Origin of the sequence: Brevibacterium sp. FAM 24630, assembly GCF_049804075.1 — a bacterium.
In the GTDB taxonomy this organism is placed as follows: domain Bacteria; phylum Actinomycetota; class Actinomycetes; order Actinomycetales; family Brevibacteriaceae; genus Brevibacterium.
Genome location: NZ_JBNBZD010000007.1, coordinates 27,867 through 39,683, shown reverse-complemented (window position 1 = coordinate 39,683; position 11,817 = coordinate 27,867). Strand labels below are relative to the sequence as shown.

The 11,817-nt window shown below is 64.8% G+C and carries 10 protein-coding genes; 8 read left to right on the top strand and 2 right to left on the bottom strand.

What is annotated here, in order from left to right; genetic code table 11:
* The first annotated feature begins 52 nt into the window (after window positions 1-52).
* Window positions 53-472, top strand: coding sequence for a nucleoside-diphosphate kinase (gene ndk, locus ACPUD7_RS07270; RefSeq protein ID WP_425119514.1), 420 nt, complete (start codon window positions 53-55; stop codon window positions 470-472).
* A gap of 143 nt (window positions 473-615) precedes the next feature.
* Here the strand turns inward: ndk and ACPUD7_RS07265 are convergent, their stop codons facing one another.
* Entirely contained in the window at window positions 616-1,263 is a 648-nt protein-coding gene (locus ACPUD7_RS07265) for a vitamin K epoxide reductase family protein (protein WP_135538560.1), read from the bottom strand.
* A gap of 300 nt (window positions 1,264-1,563) precedes the next feature.
* Between ACPUD7_RS07265 and ACPUD7_RS07260 the strand changes: the two genes are divergently transcribed.
* Window positions 1,564-4,632 carry an Rne/Rng family ribonuclease gene (locus ACPUD7_RS07260; RefSeq protein WP_135538558.1) on the top strand — a complete coding sequence of 1,023 codons (3,069 nt, stop codon included), beginning with the start codon at window positions 1,564-1,566 and terminating at the stop codon, window positions 4,630-4,632.
* A gap of 121 nt (window positions 4,633-4,753) precedes the next feature.
* Here the strand turns inward: ACPUD7_RS07260 and ACPUD7_RS07255 are convergent, their stop codons facing one another.
* Window positions 4,754-6,064: an SPFH domain-containing protein gene (locus tag ACPUD7_RS07255; protein ID WP_425119513.1), complete on the bottom strand. Its 1,311-nt coding sequence runs from the start codon at window positions 6,062-6,064 to the stop codon at window positions 4,754-4,756.
* Between the two features lie 142 nt (window positions 6,065-6,206).
* On the opposite strand from ACPUD7_RS07255, the gene ACPUD7_RS07250 reads away from it, so the two are divergent.
* The 6 genes from ACPUD7_RS07250 to proB all read left to right on the top strand — a co-directional run bounded on the left by ACPUD7_RS07250 (window position 6,207) and on the right by proB (window position 11,815).
* Window positions 6,207-7,736 (top strand): alanine/glycine:cation symporter family protein, encoded by a 1,530-nt coding sequence (locus tag ACPUD7_RS07250; protein ID WP_425119512.1) that lies wholly within the window; start codon window positions 6,207-6,209, stop codon window positions 7,734-7,736.
* Between the two features lie 100 nt (window positions 7,737-7,836).
* Window positions 7,837-8,154, top strand: a complete 318-nt coding sequence (locus tag ACPUD7_RS07245) for a chorismate mutase (RefSeq protein WP_240689656.1) — start codon at window positions 7,837-7,839, stop codon at window positions 8,152-8,154.
* A 253-nt stretch (window positions 8,155-8,407) separates the two neighbouring features.
* Entirely contained in the window at window positions 8,408-8,716 is a 309-nt protein-coding gene (rplU, locus tag ACPUD7_RS07240; RefSeq protein WP_135538553.1) for a 50S ribosomal protein L21, read from the top strand.
* A gap of 15 nt (window positions 8,717-8,731) precedes the next feature.
* Window positions 8,732-8,983, top strand: a complete 252-nt coding sequence (gene rpmA, locus ACPUD7_RS07235) for a 50S ribosomal protein L27 (protein ID WP_135538551.1) — start codon at window positions 8,732-8,734, stop codon at window positions 8,981-8,983.
* A gap of 100 nt (window positions 8,984-9,083) precedes the next feature.
* A complete protein-coding gene (gene obgE / locus ACPUD7_RS07230) occupies window positions 9,084-10,652 on the top strand; it encodes a GTPase ObgE (protein ID WP_425119511.1) in 1,569 nt (522 codons plus the stop codon).
* The gene (gene proB / locus ACPUD7_RS07225; protein ID WP_425119510.1) at window positions 10,649-11,815 is read left to right on the top strand and encodes a glutamate 5-kinase; all 1,167 of its coding nucleotides are present in this window, start codon (window positions 10,649-10,651) and stop codon (window positions 11,813-11,815) included. The genes obgE and proB overlap by 4 nt, the downstream gene beginning before the upstream one ends.
* Window positions 11,816-11,817: the final 2 nt, after the last annotated feature.

Here is an 11,817-nt window from a genome sequence, read left to right as displayed (position 1 = left end):
TGCGCCCGGGTAGACTGTTCACCGACGTCCACTCGAACTTGGAAGGACCAGAATGGAACGTACCCTCATCCTCATCAAACCCGACGGAGTCGCACGCGGCCTCGTCGGACAGATCGTCGCACGCATCGAAGCCAAGGGCTACGCGATCGATGCGCTCGACCTGCGTACGGCCACGGCCGAGGAACTGGCCGCGCACTATGCCGAACACGAAGGCAAGCCCTTCTACCAGCCGCTCGTCGACTTCATGTCCGAAGGCCCGATCGTCTCGATCATCGCCTCCGGCCAGGGTGTCATTCCCGGCTTCCGGTCTCAGGCCGGTGCCACCGATCCGACGAGCGCGGCTCCTGGCACGATCCGCGGTGACCTCGGCCGCGACTGGGGTGAGAAGGTGCAGAAGAACCTCGTCCACGGATCCGACTCCACCGAATCGGCCGAACGCGAGATCGGCATCTGGTACCCGGCTGAAGCCTGACCAGACCACGGCCCGCGAGCACAGATCGATCGTGCCGGTGCAGGCCGAACCTGCAGGCGCAGGTCGCGGATGACCAGTGAGGGCGCCCCACTGCTGCGGTGGGGCGCCCTCACTGCAGCTCAGGGTCTGAGGACTGCAGAACCTCAGAACAGGTTGGAGAAGTACGCCCAGAACTGGACGACGATGCAGGCGAAGATGATGAGCATCCAGAGCACGGACAAGGCGATGTTCTCCTTGGCGGCGACCCGGGCGAACGCGTTGCCTGCGACACCGCGGCCGAAGTGGCCGGAGAGCACATTGCGGGCGGTGACCGCCAGGAACATCGGAATCGTCACGGTCCACACGACGATGCACCAGGGACAGCCGACGCCGATCTTGTAGATCGAGATGTAGAACAGGAACATGACCAGGACCACGCCGAGGCCGAGCCCGAGGTTGAGTCCGATCATCACCCAACCGGGCAGTCTGGTGCCGGAGAGGATGAGGACACCGATGAGCAGCGGGATGATGAACGCGGCGATGCCCAGAAGCTGATTCGGGAACCCGAACAGCTCCGACTCCGCATGCTCCATGACCGAACCGCAGGAGAAGAAGGGGTTGAGGTCGCAGGAGAGCACGACATCCGGATTCGCCAGCTTCTCGTACTTCTCTGCTGACAGGGAGAAGGAAGCGAGGAAGCCGATCACCGAGCCGACGATGAGGAAGATCCCGAACGGGCCGGATCTCAGCACCCACGAAGAGACGGTCGGAGTGGCATCGATGTCATCGGAGAGGCTCTGTGCACTGTTCACCCTTCAAGAATGCCTGGCCGACCTCACCGCGGCAAACCCCGAGGGCCGAAACCTCAGCTCAGACGGACATCTGTGACATAATGGCATGACGGATACCTGTTCTCACACCGAGCAGGAGAAGGGCCTCCACCGAGTCGAGGGTATGACCTCGCAGGTCGACAACAAGATGAGGCTGCACCGAAGGCCTACGCGCTGAGCGCGAGCCGGAACGTGCCATCCACAAGTTTCGGTCCACTGGGGACCATGTAAGGATCCGAAGATCCGTTTGGTGTGGACGGCGTCTTCGGACTGGGAGAACTGATGAACGATATGTCGAACGACGGTACAGAGTCGACAGATCCAACCGAAGGCATCCTCGCCGATCTGGCGAATCTGGAGCAGTCGGTCAACGCCAAGAGCAATTCCTCCGACGACGTCGACGACAGTGTGCGTGCACGTCTCGATGACATCGCCGAGGCGGCCGAATCGCTGCGGATCGGTGACGAGGTCGACGGTGACGGCGATGATGAGGAACCGGAGCCGGCTCCCCGCCGGGGCCGGCCCAAGTCCGCCCGTGAGGCCGTCGCCAATCGAGGACTCGTCTTCGAGGAGTTCATCCGCGGGGACGCGGACGCTGAGAGCTCCGACGACGAGGGCTCCGATGACGACGAAGACGACGAGGAGAACTCGGCGGAGGACTCCTCTCCGCGTGAGCCGGCCGTGAGCTTCGATCCGCGCAATCCCTTCGCCGCTCCCGCCCCGGCGGCAGCGGAGCCGGCCGAACCCCGCCCCGCGCCGTCCGTTCCGCACGACGGCGGCCTGATCTTCCAGGTGCCGAAGGCAGAACACGCTCAGGTCGTGAACATCGACGACGAAGGCTCTGACGATGACTGGGACGATTCCCAGGACTCCGACGAGGACTCCTCGCCCTCTCGCCGAGGCGACCATGACGAAGACGAGAACTCCAATGGTCCGCGTCGCCGTCGAGGAGGCCGCGGACGCCGCTCGCGCAACCGCGACGACTCCCACGACGACGCCGACGAGGCTTCCGGGAAGTCGGAGAAGCCCCAGGACTCCGAGGACGACGACTCCGATTCGGAGAACTCGCGGTCGTCTCGTCGCGGCTCCCGGTCGAACAATCGCGGTGGGAAGCAGAAGTCCGATTCGGACTCACACGATTCGCACTCGAAGTCCGATCACGGTTCCGACGACAACTCCGATGCCAGCAGCTCCGATGACTCCCACTCGGATGAGCATGACGAAGACGACGACTCCGACGGCGGCTCACGTCGGCGCCGCCGTCGTCGCTCCCGCACACGCAGCTCCGAGCGCGACGAGGTCACGTCCCTGAAGGGATCGACGCGACTCGAAGCGAAACGTCAGCGTCGCAAGGAGGGCCGTGAGGCCGGGCGCCGTCGCCCGATCATCACCGAGGCCGAGTTCCTCGCCCGCCGCGAATCCGTCGAACGTACGATGCTCGTGCGCGAAAGCGGTGACCAGACCCAGCTCGTCGTCGTCGAAGACGGAATCGCCGTCGAACACTATCTCAAAGAGAACCGCCAGCAGTCCTCGCTCATCGGCAACGTCTACCTCGGCAAGGTGCAGAACGTGCTGCCGAGCATGGAAGCGGCGTTCATCGACATCGGCAAGGGCCGCAACGCCGTGCTCTACGCCGGTGAGGTCAACTGGGACGCTCTCGGCATGGACGGCAAAGCCCGTCGCATCGAAACCGCGCTGAGCCCCGGCGACCCCGTGCTCGTGCAGGTGACGAAGGACCCGATCGGGCACAAGGGTGCTCGACTGACCAGCCAGATCTCCCTGCCCGGCCGGTTCCTCGTCTATGTGCCCGGCAATTCGATGACCGGCATCTCGCGGAAGCTGCCGGACAACGAACGTGCCCGACTGAAGAAGCTGCTCAAAGAGCTCGTCGGCGATTCGAACGGCGTCATCGTGCGCACCGCCGCCGAGGGAGCCACCGATTCGGATCTCTCCCGTGACGTCGAACGCCTCGCCAAGCGCTGGGAGACGATCGAGAAGAAGTCCAAGTCGACGAAGGTGCTCGCCCCGCAGCTGCTCTACAGCGAGCCGGACATGATCGTGCGCATCATCCGCGACGTGTTCAACGAAGACTTCAACTCGCTCGTCATCGACGGCGACGGAGCCTGGAACACGATCCACGAATACGTCGAATCCGTGGCCCCCGACCTGCTCGAACGCGTCCACAGCTACAGCGAAGACGAAGACATCTTCGACCACTACCGGATCGAAGAGCAGATCCAGAAGGCTCTGCAGCGCACCGTGAACCTGCCATCGGGCGGTTCGCTGGTCATCGACCGGACCGAAGCGATGACGGTCGTCGACGTCAACACCGGCAAATTCACCGGTTCCGGAGGCAACCTCGAGGAGACGGTGACTCGCAACAACCTCGAAGCCGCCGAGGAGGTCATCCGTCAGCTGCGTCTGCGTGACATCGGCGGCATCATCGTCGTCGACTTCATCGACATGGTGCTCGAGTCCAACCGCGACCTCGTCGTGCGCCGCCTCGTCGAATGCCTCGGACGTGATAGGACGAAGCACCAGGTCGCCGAGGTGACCTCGCTGGGTCTCGTCCAGATGACCCGCAAGCGCATCGGCACCGGCCTGGCCGAATCCCTCGTCAGCGCCGGAGAGGACCTCAGCGGTCGCGGCCTGCTGCTGCCGGGCTCCGAAGAGGACGGATCGAAGTCGCACCGCGGCAACCGATCATCGAACAACGACAACCGTCGCGACCGCAAGCGCCGCGGAGATTCGGGATCGAAGTCGAAGCAGAGCGAACCGGAGACGCAGGAGGAGCCGGTCTCGTCCGATGCCTCCCGCTCTGCAGTCGCTGCGATTGCGAAGGCGACGCTGAAGAAGGACGAAACGGACTCCGCAGAAGCGAAGTCTGAGAGCGGGCACGAGGAGAAGTCGGGCGCCGAGGACACCGGCAAGTCCCGTTCGCGTTCGCGCAACGGGCGTCGCCGCTCGAACTCCCGGTCCGGCCAGTCCGACACCGCGGACGCGAAGGACTCTGCGGACGGTTCCGCAGACAAGCCGAAGGACGCGGGCTCGAAGGCGGAGCCCGAAACCGCGGCCGCGACGCCCGAGTCCAAGGACTCGGGAGCGAAGAAGCCCGCGGCCGAGGTCTCATCGGCAAAGCGTGCGCAGAAGAGTGAGGACTCAGCGCCCGCTCCCGCACCGGAGCCGAAGGATCTGCCGCTGATGATCGGTGCTGACACCGAGACGAAGGTGGCCGCCGTCGCGCCCGTCCGGAAGGCCGCTGCGAAGAAGTCCCCGGCACCTGCGAAGAAGACGAGTGAGAAGGTCCAGGAAGAGCTGCCGACCTCATTCGTCATCATCGGCGAGAACTGAGCCTCGAGGCGGTGCGCGACACCGCCGCCGCGCTGAGCAGACAGTCTGCTGAGCGGACAGTCAAGCGCCCCGCCGACGGAGTTCCGTCGGCGGGGCGCTTGACGCTCTGGAGAGGCGGTGCTCAGCCCGCCGACTGCTGATTGCGGGTGGTGCTGATCGTCGGCTGCGCCGCCTGATCACCGCAGAGGACGATCATGAGGTTCGAGACGAGATCGCTGCGTTCGGCCTGACCCAGCCGCACGATCTGTCGTCCCTCGATCTCTTCGATGGCCGTCTCGACCATGCCGACCGCGCCCTCGACGATGAGCTGACGCGCCGCAACGACCGCGGTCGCCTGCTGGCGCTGGAGCATCGCGCGGGCGATCTCGGGAGCGTAGGCCAACTGGGTGATGCGGGACTCGATGACCGTCACTCCGGCCGCCATCACTCTGGCGGCCACCTCGTCGGAGAGCTTCGAGGTGATCTCATCGGCATTGTCACGCAGCGACATCCGCTGTGGATCAGACGAGTCATAGGCATAGGAGTTCGCGATGTGCCTGACCGCGGTCTCGGCCTGGATCGCGACGAACTCCTCGAAGTCGTCGACTTCGAACATCGCCTGCGCAGTGTCTTTGACCTGCCAGACGACGACGGCACCGATCTCGATCGGGTTGCCGTCGAGATCGTTGACCTTCAGCGTCGAGGTCTCATGATTGCGGATGCGCGTGGAGACCTGATCCTTCGTGTAGAAGGGGTTGACGAAGCGCAGGCCCGACTGGCGGACCGTGCCGACGTACTTGCCGTAGAGCTGGAGGACGACGGCATGACCGGGTGCCACCGAAGTGCAGCCCTTGAAGAGGAACATCGATGCGATGAAGCTGAGGACACCGAAGACGATGAGGATGACGCCGATTGCGACCTGAACGAACGTCATGATGAAGCCGAAGACACCAAGGATGAGGGCGAGCAGAAGCAGACCGATGGCTCCGACGATTGCGAAGTAGCCGGAGACTCCTCCCGCAGGCTTCTCGCGCACCCGTTCTCCCTCGGGAGAGACGATTCGGGCCGGGGTCGGCCCATTCGCCGAGGTGGGGTGCTGTGGAGAGTCAGTGGACCGGTTCGAGGTCGGGTTCGGCGCCGAACGTCGACGACGAGCCTCCTGGGGGATCGGAGAGGCGGGGCCGGGACCATGATGCTGGGGTGCGCCCGTGTTCGCCTGCGCACCGCCGGGCGGACCATAAGCGGGCCCCGAATCCGACATGCCCGAAGAGCCTGCCTGAGACCCCTGTGAACCGTAATGCCCGTTCGGGTTGGTCACGGGTTCGGCGCCCGGATACGCGGCCGGCTGCGTGTGCCCGGCCTGGTAGTGCGGGGCCGGATCACCGCTGGGCACGGGACCATGACCGGGTGGCTGATTCCGTCGGGGAGCTGGCTGCTGAGGGTTCTGAGTCATGCCTCCAGTCTAGGCCACAGAATGAGACGCGGGTCTCAGGAGCAGCCGCGTGCGGGCGGTTCGGTAACGGTTTGATAACTGAACCGGCTCCGCGGGTCGGGGCGCTTGAATGTGATGTGCGTCTCAGGGAGGTTGACAGATCATGAACACCATTCATATCTCAGCAGCGCCGGTCTCTCCGGTCGACGATGCCATCGACTCATGGTTCGATCCGATCGCCACGTGGTTCGGCAACATCATCTTCTTTCCGATCACCCTCGGAGACTTCTCCTTTCCGTTCGTCGTCCTGTGGCTGATCTTCGCGGCCCTGGCCTTCACTGTCTACTTCGGCTTCATCCAAGCGCGCGGAGCGAAACTCGCTCTCGAGATCATCCGCGGGAAGTACTCGTCGAAGGACGACCCCGGCGAGGTCACTCACTTCCAGGCTCTCGCCTCGGCGCTGTCCGGCACTGTCGGCCTCGGCAATATCGCCGGTGTCGGCGTTGCCATCGCGCTCGGCGGTCCGGGCGCCACCTTCTGGATGATCATCGCGGGCCTCCTGGGCATGTGCACGAAATTCGTCGAATGCACTCTCGGTGTGAAGTATCGCGAGATCGACGAGAACGGCGTGGTCCACGGCGGTCCGTTCAAGTACCTGCCCGTGGCCTTCCGCCGCTTCAGCAAGCCGGTGGCGACGACGCTCACCGGTCTCTTCGCGATCGCCATCCTCATCTTCGGCGTGGTCGGCGGCGGCATGTTCCAGGCCAACCAGACCTTCGCTCAGGTGCGCACGGCCACCGGCGGGGACGACGGATTCCTCGCCGGCCCCTTCGCCTCGCTCGTATTCGGCATCATCTTCGCCGTCCTCGTGGCGCTCGTCATCCTCGGCGGCATCCGCTCCATCGCGAAGGTCACCGACAAGCTCGTTCCCGGCATGGCGATCTTCTACGTCGTCTCCTGTCTGCTCGTGCTCGGGCTCAACTACGCGAACATCCCGAACGCCATCGGCGAGATCTTCGCCGGCGCCTTCAACCCGCAGGGCATCGCCGGCGGCGTCGTCGGCGTGATGATCATCGGCTTCCAGCGTTCGGCCTTCTCCAATGAGGCCGGCATCGGCTCCGCCCCGATCGCACACTCCGCAGTCAAGACCCGACGTCCGATCTCCGAAGGATTCGTCGCGCTCCTCGAGCCCTTCATCGACACCGTCATCGTGTGCACGATGACGGCGCTGACGATCATCGTGGCCAATCAGGCCTCCTACCGTGAGGACCTCGGCGCAGGAGAGATCGGGGGAGTGGCCCTGACCTCGGACGCCTTCTCCACCGTCGCGTCCTGGTATCCGGTGCTGCTGGCGATCGCTGTCGCGCTCTTCGCCTTCTCCACGCTCATCACCTGGGCCTACTACGGAGAGCAGGCCTGGGGCTTCCTGTTCGGCAAGGCGAAGGGCAGCGTCACCGTGTTCCGCGCCCTCGTGTGCATCTTCGTCGTCATCGGCTGCGTGGCCACCTTCTCGAAGGTCGTCGAATTCGCCGATGCGGCCCTGTTCATGTGTGCCTTCATCAACATTCTCGGCCTCTACCTGCTCATGCCGGTGGTGAAGAAGGAGATGAAGAAGTACCTGGCCGACCGCAGGGCCGGCACGCTCGGCGACCCGGACACCGTCGACGCCGTCTCTGTCGAACGTCCTGCCTGAGCGACTGAGACTCCCGCATTCCCGGGCATGTCTGCCGATTGTGCGCCGCGCGCCCGGACGCGGCGCACAATCATGCCCGGGCATCGTTAGACTGGGATGCGTGGAGCAGAACAGAGACGACAATACATACGCATTTCAGCGGCTGCGGGAGCTGCGGGGAAGCATCGACAACATCGACGCCTCCCTCGTCCATCTCCTGGCCGAGAGATTCAAGCTCACCGAACGCGTCGGCGAGCTCAAGGCCGACCACGGACTGCCGCCGGCCGACGAATCCCGTGAAACCGAGCAGGTCGCCCGACTGCGGGTGCTGGCCGAGGACTCACACCTCGATCCCGCCTTCGCCGAGAAGTTCCTCGCCTTCATCGTCGCCGAGGTGATCCGCCGGCACGAACGCATCGCGGAGTCGCGCGACAGCTGAAGAGACAGAGGCGTCTGCGGAGATGAGGCAGACTCATGAAGCTGTGAGAGATGTCTCACAGTCAGCATCTCAGTCGTCGACCGATGTCGAACGGGTTTGCCGATGTCGCGCAGTCTCGATTAGAATTGACCGTCGGTGCGTGTGACGCACCACGGCTGGTGATTCCTCTCAATGGGAAGCCTGCGAAGACTCTTCGCGGCAGCCAAGGGACAACCGCCGTTCGTTTGAGAATTAGCAGAAAGAGGGTTCGACCATGGTCTATGCCATCGTCCGCGCCGGAGGCCACCAGGAAAAGGTGAGCGTCGGCGACATCATCACAGTCAACCGAATGAAGGCGAAGGCTGGAGACAGCGTCGAACTCGATGCCGTGCTTCTTGTCGACGGTGAGACGGTCACGACCGATGCCGATGCCCTGTCGAAGGTCTCGGTCTCCGCTGAGGTCACCGGCGAGCTCCGCGGGCCCAAGATTGTGATCCAGAAGTACAAGAACAAGACGGGATACAAGAAGCGTCAGGGCCACCGCCAGGACCTCACCCGCCTGAAGATCACGAACATCAAGTAAGAGGAGACTTCTCACATGGCAAGCAAAAAGGGAGTCAGCTCGACCCGCAACGGTCGCGACTCGAACCCACAGTACCTCGGTGTCAAGCGCTTCGGCGGTCAGACCGTCAAGGCCGGCGAGATCATCGTCCGCCAGCGCGGAACCAAGTTCCACCCCGGTTCCAACGTCGGCCGCGGCGGAGACGATACCCTCTTCGCACTGAGTGCAGGCGCCGTGGAATTCGGCACCCGCAACGGTCGCAAGATCGTCAACATCGTCGGAGCCTGATCCTTTAGGATCCGTTCCGTCGTCAATAGGATTTCTCCCCTGTTAGGGGACCATGAAGGGTGAGTCGAACGACTCACCCTTCATCTGATATAAGGACATTATGGCCACCGAGTTCGTAGATCGTGTCACTGTTCACCTCGCCGCCGGCGACGGTGGGAACGGGTGCGCCTCGATCAGGCGCGAGAAGTTCAAACCGCTCGGCGGCCCCGACGGCGCCGACGGCGGCAATGGCGGAAACATCATCTTCCGAGTCGACCGTCAGTCCACGACTCTTCTGCCGCTCCACCATCGACCGCACCTGCGCGCTGACGGCGGGGGGATCGGCAAGGGCGACCTGCGTCATGGAGCCGACGGCAAGAACCTTGTCATCGATGTGCCCGAAGGCACAGTGGTCAAGGACACCAACGGCAGCATCATCATCGACCTCGTCGAAGACGGCACCGAGTTCACCGCGGCCGCAGGCGGACGCGGGGGACTCGGCAACGCCGCCCTGGCCTCGACGAAGCGCAAGGCTCCCGGCTTCGCTCTGCTCGGTGAGCCCGGAGAGACGCTGAGCCTCGTCCTCGAGCTCAAGACGATCGCCGACATCGCTTTCGTCGGGTACCCCTCCGCGGGCAAATCGAGCCTCATCGCTGCGCTGTCTGCGGCGAAGCCGAAGATCGCCGACTACCCCTTCACCACCTTGGTGCCCAACCTCGGTGTGGTCCAGGCCGGCGACACCCGCTACACCGTCGCTGACGTGCCGGGTCTCATCCCCGGGGCCTCGGAGGGCAAGGGTCTGGGGCTCGAGTTCCTCCGCCACGTCGAACGCTGTGCCGGCCTCGTCCACGTCATCGATATGGCCACGTGGGAGCCCGGACGCGACCCGGTCTCCGATCTCACGATCATCGAATCCGAACTCGCCGCCTACGCCGTCGACCTCGACGACGGCAGCGGACTGCTGCCGCTGTCGGAACGACCGAAGCTCGTGGCACTGAACAAGGTCGACATCCCCGACGGACGCGATCTCGCCGACATCGTGCGCCCCGACCTCGAAGCCGCGGGGTACCGAGTCTTCGAGATCTCCGCGGTCAGCCACGCCGGACTGCGCGAGCTGTCCTTCGCCATGGCCGAACTCGTGCTGGCCGAACGCGAACGTCGCGCCGAGATCGAAGCCACCCCGCAGCGTGTGGTCATCCGCCCGAAGGCCGTCGACGATCGCGGTTTCGAGATCCGCGTCGAACACGACGCCGAAGGACCGCTGTTCCGCGTCCTCGGCGACAAACCGCGCCGCTGGGTGCAGCAGACGGACTTCGGCAACGACGAAGCCGTCGGCTATCTCGCCGACCGACTCGAACACCTCGGTGTCGAAGATGCCTTGTTCAAGGCCGGTGCCAAACCCGGGGACACGATCGTCGTCGGCGGCGATGACGGAGTGGTCTTCGACTGGGACCCCACGACCATCGGCGGAGCCGAACTGCTCGGCTCCCGCGGCTCCGACGCCCGACTTGAGGACGAGGCTCGCGCCACCCGCAAGGAGCGCAAGGCCGCCTACCACGACAGAATGGACGCGAAGGCCGCCGTGCGCGCCGAGTTCGAACAGGAACGCCTCTCCGAGCGTGCTCGGCGTCAGGGCAGCGCCGGCTCCGAGCCGTCGGCAGCCACTGAGTCGGGGACCGACGAGGAGTGAGCGCCTCTTCGCACGGGAGAACTGCAGCGCCGGCCGTCCGCGAGGACATCGCGACCGCGCGTCGTGTCGTGGTCAAGGTCGGTTCGTCGTCTCTGACCACCATCGACGGCGGCCTCGACGAGGCCAAGCTCATTGCGCTCACCGATGTCATCGGTGCTCATCGCGCCGCCGGGCATGAGGTGATCCTCGTGTCCTCCGGTGCGATCGCGGCCGGACTCGACCCGATGGGTCTGAACAGACGGCCCCGCGATCTCGCCACTCAGCAGGCCGCGGCCGGCGTCGGCCAGGGGCTCCTCATGGCCGCCTACACCCGTGCTCTGGGCCGCTACGATCTCGTGCCCGGTCAGGTGCTGCTCACCGCCGACGACCTCATCCGTCGGACACAGTACAAGAACGCCCAGCGGGCCATCGACAAACTCCTCGCCCTGGGCACTCTGCCCATCGTCAACGAGAACGATGCCGTGGCCACCGAGGAGATCCGCTTCGGTGACAACGACCGGCTCGCAGCCCTCGTCGCACACCTGTCCCACGCGGATGCACTCGTCCTCCTCTCCGACGTCGACGCCCTCTACTCGGGGCCCCCGGACCGGCCCGGCTCGCGCCTCATCGATCATGTGCACGGTCCGAGCGATCTCGAGACCATCGCCATCGGCGGGGTCGGCTCCGCCGGGACGGGCACCGGCGGGATGGCCACGAAGGTAGACGCCGCGATCATGGTCGCCGATTCCGGTATCCCCGCGTTGCTGACATCGGCGCCCCAGGTCGCCTCGGTGCTGGCCGGGGACGAAGTGGGCACGTACTTCGCGGTCACCCACCGACGTCGCGGCACACGTCTGCTGTGGCTGCGGCACCTTGCGCGGACCTTCGGGTCGGTGACCATCGACAGGGGGGCCGAGCAGGCGGTGCTCTCCCGAGGCACTTCTCTGCTCGCGGCGGGCGTGACCGCGGCCGACGGAGACTTCGAGGCCGGCGACCCGGTCGAGATCCGCAGCATCGACGGCGAGGTCATCGCCCGGGGGATGACGAACTTCTCGTCCGAGGAGCTGCCGCTGATGTTCGGGTCCACGACCGAGGAACTTGGCACCCGTCTGGGAAATGATTACCGTAAAGAGGTCATCCATCGTAACGATCTCGTTCTCACACATGTGAGCGGGGGGAGATAGCA